We start from the raw sequence: 16,168 nt of genomic DNA, 5'->3' as shown, positions 1-16,168 counted from the left end.
CGGGACCCAGGTCGTACAGGTCGAGCGCCTCGCGGATCGGCCGGATCAGTTCTGCCAGCCGGTCATGCTGCAACTCGGTGACATACGGCTGCCCGGTCAGCACGGTCACGTCCACTTTGAGAACCTTCGCGCAGGCCGCCACGAAGTCGGCTGTCGCCGGGCGGGCCCCGCACTCCACCTGATTGAGCAGACTGTATGAGTACGGCAGCAGTTCCGCCATCTGACGCTGCGTCAACCTGGCCAGCCGGCGCTGCTCCTTGATGCGTGCGCCTGTGCGGTTCTCATCCGGCGTGGGCATACCCGTCTCCGTTCTCAGCGCCCACCCGAACCCTACCCGCGCCACCGGCTCTCACAGCCGCACTCGGCTCAGACGCCCAGGCACGCTCGGGCCGTTGGGTGTGATCGGATAACGGGCATGACGACGACCTCGCGTGTGCTGTACCTGTTCGGCTCGGCAGCTCCGCCCGTCTTCGACGTAGCACAGACCATCCAGGAGGCTCAGCGTCAGGGCTGGGACGTGTGCCTGGGCCTCACACCGACGGCCGCGCGCTGGCTGGGGCCGCAGCTGAGCGAGCTGGAGCGGCTGACCGGACGCCCGGTCCGCAGCGAGTACAAGATGCCGCACGAGCCGGACGTGTGGCCGAAAGCGGACGTGATCGCGGTCGCGCCGGCGACGTTCAACACGATCAATGCGTGGGCGCTGGGCCTCACCCGGGACTTCGTGGTCGGCGTCGTCGCTGAGGGCATCGGCAAGGGCATCCCGATGGTGACGATGCCGTGTGTGAACGCCGCCTACGTGCAGCACCGTCAGTTCGAGCGCAGCATTGCCGAACTGCGGGGCATGGGCGTGCGGGTGCTGTACGGCGAAGGTGGCTTTGTGCCCAACCAGCCGGGTCAGGGCCGACCGAAGGAGTACCCCTGGGCCCTGGTCATGGACGCCGCCCGGGAGCTGGCTGAAACCCCGTAACGCTTGTGCAGTGGGTTGCCCTGGAGTGGAAATGCCCCCGCCGGCAGGTGCCCTGCCCGGTTGTGCGCTTCGCTGGGCAGCATGATCGCGTGCTTCCTGTGGGAGAGGTTGCCGTGGGTGGTTGCTCATGGATCAGGTCCGGCTGGGTGGCCTATTCGCCGTGGTGTCCGGTCGAGGCGATCAGTGCGATGAGAACGAGGAGGCAGGTGGCGAGGGTGATGACCTGTTCGGGGTCCCATCCTTGCTGCAGGGCCAGGGCAATGGTGGCGGTGACGGCGTAGGGCCACGAACGGCGTTGTGGCTGAGGGGAGTTGGGCTTGGACATGGCGGGTCTCCGGTGATCGGTTGTTTTGGTGGAGACATACGCTCATCCATGGTTTCGTTGTTCGCTGGATTCGAACGGTGTTGTTGCAGGTGAACACTCGTATTTCAGGGACAACCCGGGGATTGTTCCTGGACAAGCGTGAGGCGGGGAGCGCATGGGGCGGCCGCTGGGGGCGTTGAAGGGGCGGACGGAGCAGGCCAATGAGTTCGCCCGATGGTTACGCAGGATCACCACGGGCGTGACGGTGCGCACCTTGGAGGAGGACTTTCCCTACGGCAAGTCCTCCTGGAGCGGGTTTCGCGACGGCAGCCGGCTGCCGCCTGCGGACCTGGTCGAACAGGTCGCGGCCCGCTATCTGCGTGAACCGGCGATGCGGAAACGCCAGTTAGAGCATGGGCTGGCCCTTCTGGCCGCCGCTCAGCAGGCCGCGAAGGCCCTGGAGGACGACACCGCCAACAGCAACCCCGATCTGTCGGTGATGCTGGCCGCACACCGGCGGTTCGACCCGATGACCGCCGCGCTGCTGCGCCTGGATGATGCCCGACTGCGCCAGATCGATGCGATGCAGAAGCTGGCCGCATCCGAACGGCGCCGCGAAGAGCTGGAGGCCATGGTCTCGGTTCTGGAGCAACGCATCACCATCTTGGAGAGCGAGCGCGACCAGGCCAGGGAAGAAACCCGCGCTGAACTGCAGCGCGAACTGCAGATGTCTCTCGAGTACAGGCATCAGGCCGACGAGAAACTCAAACACGCCCGCAGCGCCGAGGAACGGGCCCGTCAGCTGCGACTGGCCGCGGAGAAGCAGGTCGCCCGCGAGCGGGTCGCACTGCTGCGCGTTGATCGCGACGCCGCAACGGATGCCGTCTCGCCCCTCGCGCCGGGCAGCTCCCTGGCCGATGACTTGCAGCTGCCTCCTCTGCATCACATACGGGAACTCCTCGACATCGCCCAGGAGCAACTGGACGCCCAGGACGATGAACTGGACGATCTCGGTGAACAGCTGGGTGCGGAGGTGGCAGAGGGCGCGGTCGACGATCCCATGGCCGCCCGGATCGTGTGGGGGCAGGTCGTTGATACGGATGTCCCCGCACCCTCGCTGGACAATGCTGGAAAACCTTTGACCAGCAAAGACGGGTCGCAAGCGGTAAGGGAGCTCGGACCTGCAACGGTGCCCGAAGCAGGCTTTGCTGCTGTTGCGGGCGGACAGCGTGCTGGGTCCGTCGGGCTGGTGAGCGGCCTGAATGCGGTCAGTACGCCGGAAGCGTTGTCCACGGCGTTGTCCCGGCTGTTGCGTCGAGCCGGCGTGCAGTCGATCGGGCAGCTGACCGCCATGTTTCCCGCTGACATGAAGGACGATGTGTTCGATACGGCGGTCAGCCGCTGGATCGATGGCGACGACCTGCCCGACACATGGCCTCACCTTGAGGCACTGGTACGGCTCATGGGGGCCACAAACGACGAGGTCGTCGCCTTCCAGCAGGCGTACGACCGGATCGTGAGCAGCCGTTCCGCTGCGTGGTTCAGCTCGGCCGGGGATCTGGCCGACCTGGCGCCCTTCACCCGCGGCCTGCAGCGCATCATCCGCCCGTCGGCTACGCCGAAGACTCGGACGGGGGACTGGCTCCTCACCCTCTTCGCTCCGGCGGCCATCGTTGCCCTGACCACCGCCTATACCGCGGGACTGCAGGCCTCACCCGGTCCCGGCCCGGCGCAGCTGCTCGGCTATGGCGCCGTGCTCCTGTCCGCATGCGTCTTGATCCTGCTCGTCACCACCCGAGTAACCGTGCTGTGTGCCCGGCCTGAACGGCCCCTGCTGCATAAACGCTTCACCACGGCCAGCTTGGCCACCAGCCTGCTAGCAATGCCCGCAGGGCTGGTACTGCCGTGGCTCGTGGACTGCGACACTCCGGGGCGATGGTTCGCCCACCTCGTAGGGCTTGTATAGCTGCCCAAGCTAAGGATCACAGAGGCGGCGCTCGGGGAACCTCCATCGCCCTCGCGAAGAACTGCGAGCGAGCGCACACCAGCAGGTGCTGAATCCACGAAGGACGCTATGGCCGGCCTGAGCGAAACAGCCGTAGCAGGGATTCCAGCCGATCTGTGCGCACTTGCCCTGCGCTCGGGGGCGTCGGCTGATGGGGCACGTGTTGAGCAACGTTGCTGACGGCGGTCTGCTCCACGGGGTCGATCGAGAGCTGCCAGCGGGTTTTGACGGTGGCCCAGTCGGCGGGTGGGCGTTTGCCGGCATTTATGCCAGGGTTCACGATCGCCGGGAGGTAAGCCGACGTGCGTGCGGGGCTCGCGCCTGTCCGGCATCTCGATCACTCCAAGGCCGTGGGGAGTTTGCCCGTGGCGTGTCTGTGAGATGGGCCAGGAGCAGCGATGGCCGGTGCCGCGAAGCGTTGCGGCTTCGTGGCGGAGAGGTGGCTGGCCTCTCCATTCCGGCCATCGTGCGGCGTCTGGCCCGCCGGGTGTTCGTCGATCCCTTAAACCAGAGGCCGCGGCTCTTACGGTATCCCGTGTGTAACGCGGTTCGGTGCGCGGTGGTCAGGGCGTCGAGGACCGGCGGGCGGCCAGTTCCTCGAGGCGGGAGCGTCTCCAGCGCTGTTGGCGCGGTCGGCCGGCACTGCCGCGGCGGTATTCGTACCCGTCGGGCTGCTCGAGATCGGGCAGGAGCCCGTGCCCGAGCGCGCTGATGAAACTGTCGGCGTTGCCGTATCCGAGGATCCGGGCCGCCTCGGCGGCGCCGACCAGGTCCTCGTTCTCGTCCTGGTCGGCGGCCGGCAGCACACCGCGCTCGCGGGCGGCGGCGACGACGGTGGCCCGCCGCCACTTCTTGCGGGCCCCGCCGCGGCTGCCCTCCTCCCTCTCCAGGGTCTCCGGCTCCGGCAGTTCGGGGATGCGCCCCTGGTAGAGGGAGCTGGAGAAGGAAGCGACGCTGCCGTAGCCGAGCAGGATCGCGACTTCAGCTGTGCCGAGCAACTCGTCGGGGTCCCCGTCGACTGGCACCTCGGGCAGCGCGGCGGCCGGGGCGGAGGCGCGCCGGCCCTTGCCCGGGCGGCTGGTTGCCCAGGCGACGATCGTGCCGCGGCGCCACGCGGGGCCGTCGATGTCCTCGTCGGGCTCGGGGAAGTACCCGGGCCGGTCACGGAAGTAGGCGTCGATGGTGGAGGTACGGGTGTAGCCGAGGAGCTTGGCCACCTCCCGCTTGGTCAGCAGCTCGTCCTGGTCGGCCTCGAGTACCGCGGCCGGCAGTGTGCGCTTCTTCGGTGCGCGCTGTGCGAAGAACTTCGCGACCTCGTTGTGGCGCCAGAACCGCTTGCGGCCCTCGGTGTGGGCGACCGCGGGGAACCCGCTGGCCGGGTTGTTGCTCCACTCGCTGATCCGGGACTTGCTCGTGCCGAACTCGGACACGATCTGCGCGGTGTCCACGAGCCGCTCGGCGGAAGACATCAGGCCCCCTTCGGAGGATGAGCAAGACAGTGCCGGCACCCGACCGAGCGCGACAGGTTCGATAATGCCAATATGGATGGTTTACTGTCCAGCTGGACGCCAACCTTCCGGTCTTTGCGAAGAAGGGCAGCAGGAGACGGCGGACACCAGGGGCGGGCGGCGGAGCAACCTCGACTCCCCGCCCGCCCCGCTCAAATGCACCGGGCAGGGAACTCGAGGCCCCGATAACCCCGACGAATCGCCGCAGGATCTGATGGCCGCGCTGGAGGCCAATCCGCACCGCTCTTCGCGAGCACGAGCCGCAGGCACGAGGTGCCTACGGAGGGCAGCTGACCGTCAACGGCATCACCGTGCAGCCGGATGTCGTACAGCCGACGCGGGTCCAGTTCGCCCGGCACTGACGGCCCTTGCTCCCTTACACGCTCCCTGGCGCCATGTCGGCACTTTGACGGAAACCTCTGGCGGCTTCGGGCGGGGCTGTCACCCTGGAGGCTGCTCAGCGGGTGCGGCCCGGCCCCGGGGAGGTCCGGCAGGAAGCAGCGCCCGGCATCTTGCGCGCCGCAGCGTCCTGCGAGCTCATGGTTGCGTCGAACCAGTGGGGGACGAATGCGGCAGACGTCCGAGGCGCCGTTCCTGGGCAGGCACGAGGAACTGGCCAGGATGGGCACCTGGCTGGACAGAGCGGCGGACGGCGAGCCCCGGATCGTTGTGGTCGACGGAACCGCCGGGATCGGGAAGACCTCCCTGATCCGACGCTTTCTCGCCGGGAGGGCCCGCGACTGCCGCATGCTGACGGCCAGCGGCGAGGAGCTCGAACGGGACCTGGCCTACGGTCTCATCACGCAACTGATGGGCCACCTGCCCGGGGCGGCCGGTGCGGTGCTTCCGGAGGCGGCTGACGGTGCCGCTTCCGGCCCCGCCGTTCAGGACCCGGTTTCCGTGGGGGCCGTGTTCCTGGATGCCTTGGGGCGGTTCCAGGACCGGAAACCGGTGGTTCTGGTGATCGACGACATCCACTGGGCAGACACTCCCTCTCTCCATGCGCTGACCTTCGTCCTGAGACGACTGCGCGTGGACCGGGTGCTGACCGTGCTGGCCACCCGGGACTCGGCCGATCCCCGGCTGCCGCAGGGGCTGCACCGGCTGGTCCAGGACGAGACCACGCTCAGACTGACCCTCGAAGGCCTCGGGGTGCCGGAACTGATGGCGCTGAACGCGGCCCTCGGACCCGCGTCGCTGCCCCGCCGGACCATGGTCCGGCTGCGGGATCACACACTCGGCAACCCGCTGCACGTCAAGGCGCTGCTCCAGCAGTTCCCCGCCGACGTCCTCGGTGGCCGCGCGGTCCTGCCGGCACCCCGCAGGTACGAGCGGATCATCGCCGAACGACTTACCGCCTGCGCCCCCGGAACACGCCGCCTGGTGCAGGCCGCCAGTGTCCTCGGCATGTCCAGCCCACTCCATCTGGCGGCGGAGGTGGGCGCTGTCGCGGAGCCCCTGACCGCGCTCACCGGGGCGATGACGTGCGAGCTGCTGGAGGAAGGCCCCATCGGCACCCCGCCGCAGGTGGCCTTCCCCCACCCCCTGCTGCGTGCGGCCGTCTACCGCGGGCTGGAGCCGGCCGAGCGCTCGCACCTGCACCGCGTGGCCGCCGGTCTCACGGTCGACCCGTGGATCGCGCTGCAGCACCGGGTCCACGCCGCCGCCAGACCGGACGGCCAACTCGCGGACGACCTTGCGGAGTTCGCCTCGCAGCAGTCCGCGAAAGGCGCCTGGTCCGCGGCGGCCTCCGCCTCCATGGCCGCCGCCCGACTGGCCGCAGAGCCCGGCCGGCAGGCACGGTGGCTGCTCCAAGGAGTCGAGTACCTGCTCCTCGCCGGAGATGTCAGCCAGGCCGCCGAACTCGAGCGGACCGTCCGCGGCCTGGCTCCCGACGCGGAACAGCACTACGTCCTGGGGCACCTCGCCCTCACCACGGGCCGACTCGACGAAGCCCGCCGAGAGCTCGCCACCTGCTGGGACACCTGTGACGCGACCACGGGGCCGGAGACCCTACGCAAGGCCGCCGAGCAGATGGCCTGGCTGTGCCTCATACAGGGGGACGCCCCGCGCATCATCCACTGGGCCGAACGCGGGCTCGCCCTCCCGCCGGGCGAGCGGTCGTCGTTCCTTCGCGACTCCCTCGCCATCGGCCTGGCCCTCTCCGGCGACTACGAACAGGGCATGCGTTCCCTCGCCCACCTGCCGGACACCGGGCCGCGGGACACCCCGCAGCAGTTGGACGGCCTTCTCGCACGCGGCATGCTGCGGCTCTGGAACGGGCAGCTGCACGAGGCCCGCAAGGATCTGAAGGAGGCCTTCGACGCCCACCGCCGTGGCGGGCTTCCCTACGCGGCTCTGGTCGCGCTGGGCTTCCTCACGGACGCGGCGTACCGGGCCGGGCAGTGGGACGAAGCGATCGCCCACGGCACCCATGCCGTGTCCCTGGCGGAGGACACTGACCAGATATCCATCCTCGCCGTGGTGCACGCCGTGACCGCCTACCTCCTCGCCGGCCGGGGCGACTTCCGGGCCGCCGAAGCCCATGCGGAATCGGCGGCCGAACACGCCCGCGTGCTCTCGGACGTCAACGACTCCGCCTTCGCGGCCACCGCACGCGCTCTCGTTCATGCCGCCCGCGGTGAGCACGAGAACGTGATCGAGCAGCTGAGCCCCTTCCTGAGGCCGGAGATCGTCCACCGGTACGGCATCGAGGAACCCGGCCTGGTCGCCTGGCGCCCTCTGCTCTGCGAAGCCCTGGCCCGCACCGGCCGCACGGAGGAAGCGCAGGCGGTGCTCGCTCCGTATGAGCGGCGCGCGGCCGAGCGGAACCGGCCGCTGGAGCAGGCGGCTGCCGCACGCTGCCGGGGGCTGCTGGAGGAAGCCCGCGGCCACGCCGAAGCCGCCGGCCAGGCGTTCCGGGACGGCCTGCGGCACTGCGCACAGGGCGACGGCTGCTGGGAAGAGGCTCTGCTGCACCTGGCGTACGGCACGTTTCTTCGCCGGTCCGGCCGGCGCAGGAGCGCGGCGGCCGAGCTCGAAGCCGCGCACCGGACCTTCCGCCGCCTCCGGGCCACGCCGTACCTCGAGCGGTGCGACAGGGAACTGACGGCCTGCGGACACGTGACCGTGCGTCCGCGCACCACCTGGCATCCGGTCCTGACCGCGCAGGAACTCACCGTCGCGCGGCTGGCCGTGCAGGGCATGACGAACCAGCAGATCGCCCGCGAGCTCGTGCTCAGCGTTAAGACCATCGAGTACCACCTCAGCAACAGCTACAGCAAGCTCGGCATCAGCTCCCGCATGGGACTGATCGACAAGCTGGCCCGGGACGCCTGACAACCCGGGTACGAACGGGCGTTGGGCGCGCGACACCGGCGCCGGGCGGCGCCACCTTCTCCTCGCTGCGCGCCGGTACGCGCCCCAGGGATCTCCCCGGGGTCGCCCCTGGGGCGCCGCGTGCTGCCGCTCCGTAGCGTTCCTGGCCACGACACACGATCGATTGGGGGGGAAGAGTTGCGTGCGACTGCGTTCCTTTCACGCCTCTTCTGCGCTGTGCTGCTCGCTCCGGTGCTGATGACCACCGCGGCGTGCTCGGAGGGCGGAACACCACCACCGGGGCCGGTGAATCCCGGCCCCCGGACGGCCGCCGGAGACGACTCACGGACCGCGCCGGGCGGCGTGTCCTTCCGTACTCCACCGCGCGTGGTGGGCAGTTGGTGCGGAGGAACGGACACGGCGGCGCACTGGACCTACGTCTTCGCCGACGACGGACGGTACGCCCGCAGCAACGGGAGGCAGGGCGACTCCGGGATCGCACGCTTTGACAGCGGGCAGCTGACGCTCCTCGTCAACGGCCGGCCCCTCATCTCCTACCCGTGGTCCCTGTACTCCGACCCGACCCTCGGTGACCTGCTGTACATCGACGGCTTCAGCTACGTACGGGGGAAGTGCTCATGACCAGTGCTGTCCCTAACAGGGCCCTGGGGCGGCGGCGTCGCGCCCCGCTCCTCACTCTCGCGGCGCTGTTGCTGTCCGCCATCGCCGCCTGCTCGGACTCCGGGAACCGAGCAGACACCGTGCCGTCCGCTTCACCCACCAGGGCCGCCGCCGGGCCCCGGGACCTCGTCGGCGCGTGGGAGAGCGCGCGGCCGGGCAGCAACACCACACTCGCGTACCGGTTCACCGAGGAGGGGAAGTACAAGTACGTCGGCCTGCTCTCGTACCCGATGGGGGTGGAAGGGATCTACGAACTCACCCACATCGTTGAGGGGACGTACGAGGCATCGGCGCAGGCGCTGACCCTCAGGCCCCGCTCCGCGACCGTGACCAGGAAGAACCCCGAGAACCCCGAGCGGGACTACACGAACAGGCCGGCCCCGGTGGAAACGCAGAACTACCGGTGGACGGTCGCGGACCGGAAACTGTCGCTCATCCGCCGGGACGGAACGAAGTTCGTCTTCACGAGGGTGTCCCCATGACCGGCCCCACGCCTGCGGACCCGGCCGGCACCGCTCCGCCCCGGCGGCGGTTCTGTCTGCGGACCCGCGTCCAGTTCGGGCTGATAGCCGTCATCGTGGCGGCGACCCTGCTGGCCACCTGGCAGTTCAAGCAGGCCGGTGACGGCTATCAGGACGCGGTCGCCGAGGAACTGAAGCTGCAGGCGGCGGTCCAGGAAGAGGCCCGGTACGTGTACGCCGACGAGGCGCCCCTCGCGTTCCGCGTGGCGGCTGCCGCTGGCCGGGCCGAGGCCCTCGGCCCGCTCAGGGACGACGGCCGGCTCGCGGCATCGGAGTTCGCGCTCGCCGAGCAGGAGGCAGTCAGCCTCCGTGACCGTGCCCGGCCGGAGAGCATCATCGGCAGCGACCGGTACCTGGACGCCCAGAAGGGCTACGACGTTCCCCGCCGCCTCGCCGATCAGGAGAAACAGCATCCTGCCGACCACCGCCTCGCGCCCGGCCGGACGATGGCGGAGGGCGACCGGTGGGCGCTGTGGGGGCGAGTCTCGCTGGCCGTGGCCGGTGCGGCGATCCTTGCGATGCTGGCCGCCGCGAGCGTTCTGCGCCCCGAGGCGTGGCGGATCCCGCCACCGTCCGCCGGCGGGTCGCGCCGCCTCCTGCGCGGCGTCGACCCCATTCCGCAGCCGGCGACGGCCTCGCCGGACCGTCGACGCGGCACGCAACTGCACCTGCTCGTGGTCGTGCTGCTGTTCCTGCTACCTCTGCTGCAGTTGGCGGCAGCTTCCGGCGAGCAGCGCGCGCAGGCCGAAGCGTCCCGGCAGGCGCTGCGGCTCGGCGCCGCCATCGTGGCCAGCGGCCAGCGCTCGGCCTTTCTGACACAGGCCGTCACCGCGTCACACGTGGCCGACATCCATGCGGCTGCCCGCGAGATTGCGGTCGTCTACGAGAAGGACTCTCCCGCCGTACGGCACGAGCGGGCCGTTGCCGCAGCCGAGACGCGCCATGCCTCCCGGCTGCGTGTGATGGCGGAGCACATGGGTCGGGCACCCGCCGTCACCGACGGGGTCTCCGTCGCGTCCGTGGCTGCTCTGCGGGCCCGGCCCGAGGACTGGCCGGACATGCGGGCCGAGCAGAACAGTCACAAGGACCTGGCGGACGCGGCCGGTGTTCGAGGGCTGTATCTGGCCGCAGCCACGGCGCTGGCGGTGGTCGCGGAGGTGCTGGCAGCCGCGTTCCTGGAATCCGGCCGGCTGTCCAGGATGGGCTGGCCCACGGGATTCGCCGCGGTCTCGATCGGCATCACGGCCTGGGCGATGCTCGCGTGACTCCGCCGAGTCTTGATCGGGGGTTGCCGGGGGCCAGGCACCGTCGGGTGCCCGGCCCCGTCCGCGTGCGGCTCAGGCTCAGGCGTCGTCGGTGGCGTCGGTGTCTGGGCTCCGGTGTGGGGCGACCCTTTGTTCCTCGACCTCTGACAGTCGGTAGGAGCCCTTTTCCCGGGGTGCCCCACCCCAGCGGGAGCCGGTGCCCTCTAGGGACGCATGAGCACGTTGGGATGCGGCGTCAGGGAGGGAAGCGCCTGGTGGTCGCGGTAGTCGGACACTTTCACGTAGCCACCCGGCATCGTGTCCAGGCGCAATTGGTCGGTCCCATCTCCGGGGGAAGGTTCTCGATGTCGTCCGCCTCAACCTGGCCGGCCCACCCCGTCAGGTCGTTGCCGAACAGCCCTCGCCACTCCAGCAGGATGGGGAACAACTGCCCGACGTCGTCGACCAGGACGACCGCGCGGACCTCGTTCGGACCGGGGCACTCGGCGAAGGTGGGAGCGTCGGGGCGGGTGCGCTCGCCCAGGGGCATCAGCCAGCGCACGATCACACCAACTTCTTGGTCCCGGGATGCGCCTGGGCCCCCTGCGGCGGGTGCGGCCGCGCTGCTGCTGGGCCCGCAGAGGGTGAACCATCGCGCGACGGTCCACCAAGCGGCCACGGCGGCCTTCCGCGCGGGGTGCGCGGACTGCGACTCTGCCGCGCAGTGGACAGCTTCGGCGTCGGCACGAGCGGCGGTCGAGGTGAGGAACCGCAGCAGGCGTGGCGTCTCACGCAGCCTGGACCCATCCAGGATCAGGGGCAGGTCTCGTGCTGGGCAACGTCGTCGGCGCACGCCTGCAGAAGGGCGGTGAGCGTCGCGACCGTCTTCGGCGACGGCTCGTTCCCGGCAGCGGTCGACGGCGGATGATGCACGGACACCTCGGGGGAGTCGCCGTCACAGGGGTAGCGGGTCAGGCTGCCGTGGTGGCCGCTGAGGCCGCGGGCGAGCCGCGGCAGGGCGTCGTCGGGAACGGCCGTCTCGTAGGCGTTGACCGGGCCGAGACAGGCGCGGACGGCGGTGAACTGGTCCCAGTAGCGCGGGTGGTGGGTTCTGGTGACGTGTACGCTGCCGCGCACCGCACCGTTCAGCTCGAACATGACGGAGTCCGTGAGCCGGGGGCTGGCGGTGGCGCGCACGATGCCGGTGGGCGTCTCGATCGTGAGGGCACGGTGGTGCACATGGGCGGTCCCTCTCTCGGTAAGGCGGACGGCAGGAACGGGAGTTCGCAGCGGTGGATCGGCCGTCCGCCCCGTGGGGCGGACGGCGTCGGCGGATTACTCCTGCGTCTGCTTGTGGCGGCGGAGGTTGCCACGGTCGGGTTGAGAGGTCTCCTTGCCACACGGGCACTGGGCCATCCGGCGGCCGTGCAGGTGGGAGAACTTGCGGCCTGTCGCGCTGGCGTTGATGGTGCGCAGGGTGCCGGAGACCGGCTGCTTGTTCATGCAGTAGCCGTCCGGTGTGGCGGTGGGCTTGTCACTCATGGGCGTTCTCCTCGGCGGGATCGTCGGGGTGGTGCAGGGCGGGCGGGACCCGGTCAGAAGACAGGGCGGTTGCGGGCCTGTTCGTCCAGGCGGCGCACTTCCGGTGTCGGTTCGTCGAAGCGGCACCACGTGCGCCCCAATGAAGTCCTCAGCGGTGTAGAAGTGCACCTTCCGGGCCCGGTCGCTGATGCCGTCCCGGGTGGTGTACGCGGCGGCGTACCAGTAGCCGTTGATGTTGAACGGAACGGCGTCTTCGGGCCAGTCGCACGGGAGCAGGGTCAGGCTCGCCCGGTCGGCGTGCTTCACGCAGCTGTCCGTGCTCAGGCCAACGACCATGAAGTGTTCCCGGGCCGCTGCCTCGTTGCTCAGGTCCCACTCGTTGCAGGCCTCGCAGCGGCCCTCCCACGTGCACGGCAGGACATACAGAGGGCGGTCGTGCATCTCGGCGTGCCTGCCGTGGTAGGTGACGTGGCTTCCGACGTACAACCGGGGCGCCGGCCCGGTCTCAGGCATGGGCGGCCTGCCAAGCCTTGTCGAACCACTCGGGGGAGAGATGGCGGGAGTACGCGACGTCGCGCGCGGACTCGTGGTCCAGGGCGGCCACGACCAGGACACTGCCCCCGATCTGGTCGGCGCGGCGTGCGGCGGCCGTGGCCTGCTCCTCGCGCGCGGCCTTGTCGTTCGGCACACGCAGCACACGGTGAATGCTCTGTTCGCTGCTGAAGATCACGAGATAGCGGCAGAAGTCCTCGGTGCGCGACGGCCGGGCCGGGCCGGTCATCGTGTCGGCCAGCGTCGCGCGGGCCTCGGCCAACCGCTTCGCCACTTCCTCGCTCGCCTTCACGCCCGTGTGCCGCAGACTCCGGTTGCGGCCGTAGAAGACGCGGGCCTTCTCACGGACGGGAGCGAACTCCACCGGGGCGTACAGGCTGATCATCCGGCGCGCGTATGCATCGCGCTGGTCCCGCTCGGCCTGGGCGGCGCGCGCGGTGTCCGTCACCTTGCCCTGCGTCCAGCCGAGCGCGGTAGCAGCGCACGAGGTGCCGTAGTACGCGACCTCTTCGGCGGTGCCGTCCTCGTTCCCTTCGGCGTCCAGCGGCATGAGCGCGACGGTTCGCTTCAGTCCGCGGCGGCCGCAGCAGCCGCATTCGGTGAAGTCGTCGGTGACACCGAGGATCTTCCACTTCGGGATGCGCATGAAAATCCCTTCCATAGGGCGGTGGGTGGGGTGGCTCGTGGTCGTGCGCCGGCATCTGGGCGCGGCGCCGGACGAGCGACGTGTCCTTGGCGCGCTGCTCCGCAGACGCGACGCGCTGCCGCTACGCGGCAGGGGCGGGCCGGGGAGCGGCTCCGCCCTTCCTTGACTCGGGGTACGCGCTCCGCGCTCCGGCGGGGCGGCCTCTGCGGGCCTGTGAGGGCCGGGCGGGCACCCGTGGGGGAGTTGTGGTGCCCGCCCGGTGGTCAGGGCTTCAGACCGTGGTGAGGGCGAATGCCTTCTCCATCAGATCGCTCGCCGCTCCGCTGATGACCCGCTCGGCGCGGGCGGCTGCCTTCTCGGCGTCGGTCTTGCCCTGGGCCGGGGCGACGTGGTTTGCGTACTCGGTGAGCGCGTTGTAACCCGCCCACCGCGTGCCACGGATACCGGCCTGGGTGTCGGCGTGCTCGAACAGGTTGGAGATCGCCCCCCACCGCTGGCGCTGGTTGGTCTTCTTGCGGGGGCTGTCGCTGTCCTTGACCGGCCGCAGCCCGTCGACCACAGACTTCAGCTCGCTGAGCGTCATCTCGGCTTCGATCATGCGCTGTGCGGCCTTTTCGAACTCCTCGGCGTACTTGAACGTGAGGCCGAGGGCGGAACGGGCCTGCGCGATCCGGGCCTTGGCTCCGGCGGTGTGCCGCACCACGAAAGAGGAACGGGCCCCCTGGATCGCCGCGCGCTGGGTGTTCGCGCACACCACCCGGACAGGCGTCACCACGATCCGGAACGCGGAGCCTCCGTCATGGCTGTTGAAAGCCGCGATGTACAGATCAACGTCGTCGTTCCCGCCGATCGTGAGGGACTGCGGCATCTTCATGGTCAGAAACACCTGACGGCCGTCCTTCAGGGATCCGACGGTCTCGAAATGCGCCCCGGACTCGTCGGCCAGCAGGTTCAGGAACTCGGCGTGCTCCTCATTCTGCACGGGGTGATAGTCGCTGCCGACCACTCCGAGCGTCTGCGTGCGGCCGGTCTTCGGGTGCGTGCGCGCCGTCGCGAAGTGCTGCGGCACCTCCACAGACGTCGTGCCGTCGGCCGTGATCTCGGTCGCGGTCAGGGGCAGAAGCCGCACGTTCCACCCGGCCAGAGACGCAATGGCCATGGCCTCTTCGGCGGTCATCGCACCATCGGTGACCGTGCCCAGCCTGTGCCACGCACTCGTGTTGGCGGACGCGAAAGCGGCGGTGCCGTCGGTGAACTGCTCGATTTCGTGAGCCACTTGGGCTTCCCTTCTGGTGACGAACTTTCAGCGGGTCCGGGAGGGGGCCAACCCTCCTGAACTAGTTCCATAATACCTACTTCTGGGAACGAGGCAACAGCTTAAAATTCCTGGCACGCCCCGCCCCCGGAACGCCCCGTTGACCTGCGGCTACGCCTGCGGGTGTTCAACAGGCGCGCTCTCGCACCCACCTACTCCTCGCCCGAAAGCTCGCCTCGTAGCGCCCGTACCGGTGGAGCAGACGAAGCAGGTGCGGGAGATCATGCTTCTTGGCCGTGCGCTTGAGAGCGCGGAGCACTACGCGCCCATGGGCGGTCGGATAGGCCGCAATCTGGCCGTCGGCGTTCGAGTTGGCCAGCCGCCGAATGTCGGACACTGTTCCAGGTCCTTCGATCACACGGCGCATGAGGTAGCCCACGGTTGACTGCGGATCAGCTGCCTTGCCGTTTGCGGTGCCCGTGGTCGAATTGATCACAGCGACTTGTCCCTCCGATTGGCGTAGGTGCTGGGGATGTCCGGTGGCCCGATCTACCGAACCCCCGAACTCGCGCTTACTTCAGTCCGCGCGTCCGCAGAAATTCGCTGATGCGGAATGCAACAGCACGCACCGAAAGTGTTGCGCCCCTAACGGTTCCCAGAATGCGGGGCCCAGTGTCGCTGTCGTGGATGATGTGGTAATCAAACCCCTGGGCAACGGGAAGGAGAATTCGGATAGGCTCGGCCGTGGTGTCGAACCGAATCGAAGTGGTGTTGTCGTCCTGGTCGCGAACAATGACGGCGTCTCAGAGGAGTTCCGGGCGGGGAGGAAGTTTGCGATCCGGTGGGCCTTTGCGGCCTGAGGGGTCGCGATCTCGTCCACGCCGGGAGCCACCTTTCCTCCACTGATGACGATTTTCACGCTTACGCCTTTTCTGTTGACGAGTCTTCGGCGGTGCCGGTAGGGGGCCAGCCCATTCGACATGTTTCATAATGCGTCACCCTGATCTGCTGCACCATCTCGCGCGCAAACTCCTGCGCTATCTCTTGCACTATCTCTTGCCTCGACCTAGCGGCCGGCCTTCCGTCGCACCAGGTCAGAGCGCCTTCTGGGCTTGGTCGGGGAGCTGACATCCCCTCTGCTGCCACTTGTCCGACGCTGGTTGAAGGATGAGTGAGGAATGGCGGGCGTGGTCGTGCGGCGGCTTCGGGGATTGGGCGGAGTCTGGGGTGTGTTGCGCGTCGGCGCCGCCGTCGCGCTTGGGCCGGTGTGGGGGTTTGGGCTTGCTCGCCCTGGGGTGGTGGTGCAGTTGCGCGCTTCCAGCCTGAAGCTGCTGGTTGGCTCCACGCTCGGCGTGGATATGCGGGTCGATAGCGAGGAGGGTACGAGGGGCGTACTCTCGTCCACGCGTAATTCAATTGGGAATGGGCAGGATTGAGAGGAAGTTAGAGTCGGGATTTTATAAGGGAATTGAGCGATCGCGATTCAGGGAAAAGAAAAAGTTCGGAACTTGGTTAGCGTTTAAGTGTACTGACGAACCGTCAGGAACGGCCGACCTGCGCGCCGCTTTGGTGAGCTTTCAGGAATTCGCGGAGCGAATTCCCTGGCCGGATTTCGGAGAAATCCG

General features: G+C 69.0%; 16 protein-coding genes. 8 read left to right on the top strand and 8 right to left on the bottom strand.

All coding sequences use genetic code 11. From position 1 onward, the window contains the following. The coding region (locus tag ABD932_RS43905; RefSeq protein WP_345022208.1) for a helix-turn-helix domain-containing protein at nucleotides 1–298 on the bottom strand (298 nt) is incomplete at its 3' end. A gap of 117 nt (nucleotides 299–415) precedes the next feature. Between ABD932_RS43905 and ABD932_RS43900 the strand changes: the two genes are divergently transcribed. Further along, a complete protein-coding gene (locus ABD932_RS43900; protein ID WP_345022206.1) occupies nucleotides 416–967 on the top strand; it encodes a flavoprotein in 552 nt (183 codons plus the stop codon). Nucleotides 968–1,118: 151 nt separating this feature from the next. On the opposite strand, the gene ABD932_RS43895 is transcribed toward ABD932_RS43900, so the two are convergent. Further along, nucleotides 1,119–1,292 carry a hypothetical protein gene (locus ABD932_RS43895; RefSeq protein WP_345022204.1) on the bottom strand — a complete coding sequence of 58 codons (174 nt, stop codon included), beginning with the start codon at nucleotides 1,290–1,292 and terminating at the stop codon, nucleotides 1,119–1,121. A gap of 154 nt (nucleotides 1,293–1,446) precedes the next feature. On the opposite strand from ABD932_RS43895, the gene ABD932_RS43890 reads away from it, so the two are divergent. Continuing rightward, nucleotides 1,447–3,237 (top strand): hypothetical protein, encoded by a 1,791-nt coding sequence (locus ABD932_RS43890; protein ID WP_345022203.1) that lies wholly within the window; start codon nucleotides 1,447–1,449, stop codon nucleotides 3,235–3,237. Between the two features lie 602 nt (nucleotides 3,238–3,839). Here the strand turns inward: ABD932_RS43890 and ABD932_RS43885 are convergent. Next, entirely contained in the window at nucleotides 3,840–4,745 is a 906-nt protein-coding gene (locus ABD932_RS43885) for a hypothetical protein (RefSeq protein WP_345022201.1), read from the bottom strand. 606 nt (nucleotides 4,746–5,351) lie between these two features. Here ABD932_RS43885 and ABD932_RS43880 point away from each other — a divergent pair. The 4 genes from ABD932_RS43880 to ABD932_RS43865 all read left to right on the top strand — a co-directional run bounded on the left by ABD932_RS43880 (nucleotide 5,352) and on the right by ABD932_RS43865 (nucleotide 10,569). Continuing rightward, nucleotides 5,352–8,123: a helix-turn-helix transcriptional regulator gene (locus ABD932_RS43880; protein ID WP_345022199.1), complete on the top strand. Its 2,772-nt coding sequence runs from the start codon at nucleotides 5,352–5,354 to the stop codon at nucleotides 8,121–8,123. 342 nt (nucleotides 8,124–8,465) lie between these two features. Continuing rightward, nucleotides 8,466–8,744 carry a hypothetical protein gene (locus ABD932_RS43875; RefSeq protein ID WP_345022197.1) on the top strand — a complete coding sequence of 93 codons (279 nt, stop codon included), beginning with the start codon at nucleotides 8,466–8,468 and terminating at the stop codon, nucleotides 8,742–8,744. After that, nucleotides 8,741–9,265 (top strand): hypothetical protein, encoded by a 525-nt coding sequence (locus ABD932_RS43870; protein WP_345022196.1) that lies wholly within the window; start codon nucleotides 8,741–8,743, stop codon nucleotides 9,263–9,265. Before ABD932_RS43875 ends, ABD932_RS43870 begins: the two co-directional genes overlap by 4 nt. Continuing rightward, on the top strand, nucleotides 9,262–10,569 hold the full coding sequence (locus ABD932_RS43865) for a hypothetical protein (protein ID WP_345022194.1): 1,308 nt from the start codon (nucleotides 9,262–9,264) through the stop codon (nucleotides 10,567–10,569). Before ABD932_RS43870 ends, ABD932_RS43865 begins: the two co-directional genes overlap by 4 nt. A 277-nt stretch (nucleotides 10,570–10,846) precedes the next feature. On the opposite strand, the gene ABD932_RS43860 is transcribed toward ABD932_RS43865, so the two are convergent. The 5 genes from ABD932_RS43860 to ABD932_RS43840 all read right to left on the bottom strand — a co-directional run bounded on the left by ABD932_RS43860 (nucleotide 10,847) and on the right by ABD932_RS43840 (nucleotide 14,564). Beyond that, entirely contained in the window at nucleotides 10,847–11,116 is a 270-nt protein-coding gene (locus tag ABD932_RS43860; protein WP_345022192.1) for a hypothetical protein, read from the bottom strand. 245 nt (nucleotides 11,117–11,361) lie between these two features. Then, nucleotides 11,362–11,787 carry a hypothetical protein gene (locus ABD932_RS43855; RefSeq protein ID WP_345022191.1) on the bottom strand — a complete coding sequence of 142 codons (426 nt, stop codon included), beginning with the start codon at nucleotides 11,785–11,787 and terminating at the stop codon, nucleotides 11,362–11,364. Nucleotides 11,788–11,883: 96 nt separating this feature from the next. Then, the gene (locus tag ABD932_RS43850) at nucleotides 11,884–12,090 is read right to left on the bottom strand and encodes a hypothetical protein (RefSeq protein ID WP_345022189.1); all 207 of its coding nucleotides are present in this window, start codon (nucleotides 12,088–12,090) and stop codon (nucleotides 11,884–11,886) included. 505 nt (nucleotides 12,091–12,595) lie between these two features. Then, the gene (locus tag ABD932_RS43845; protein WP_345022187.1) at nucleotides 12,596–13,288 is read right to left on the bottom strand and encodes a hypothetical protein; all 693 of its coding nucleotides are present in this window, start codon (nucleotides 13,286–13,288) and stop codon (nucleotides 12,596–12,598) included. A 271-nt stretch (nucleotides 13,289–13,559) separates the two neighbouring features. Beyond that, the gene (locus ABD932_RS43840) at nucleotides 13,560–14,564 is read right to left on the bottom strand and encodes a DUF932 domain-containing protein (RefSeq protein ID WP_345022185.1); all 1,005 of its coding nucleotides are present in this window, start codon (nucleotides 14,562–14,564) and stop codon (nucleotides 13,560–13,562) included. Nucleotides 14,565–15,226: 662 nt separating this feature from the next. Here ABD932_RS43840 and ABD932_RS43835 point away from each other — a divergent pair. Beyond that, nucleotides 15,227–15,403 (top strand): hypothetical protein, encoded by a 177-nt coding sequence (locus ABD932_RS43835; protein WP_345022184.1) that lies wholly within the window; start codon nucleotides 15,227–15,229, stop codon nucleotides 15,401–15,403. A 562-nt stretch (nucleotides 15,404–15,965) separates the two neighbouring features. Then, nucleotides 15,966–16,168, top strand: a 203-nt coding sequence (locus ABD932_RS43830) for a hypothetical protein (protein WP_345022182.1), incomplete at its 3' end; no start/stop codon positions are given.

Origin of the sequence: Streptomyces shaanxiensis (genome assembly GCF_039537145.1) — a bacterium.
Taxonomy (GTDB): domain Bacteria; phylum Actinomycetota; class Actinomycetes; order Streptomycetales; family Streptomycetaceae; genus Streptomyces; species Streptomyces shaanxiensis.
Note: the sequence above shows the minus strand (reverse complement) of the source record. Positions and strands in the feature narration are given on the sequence as shown.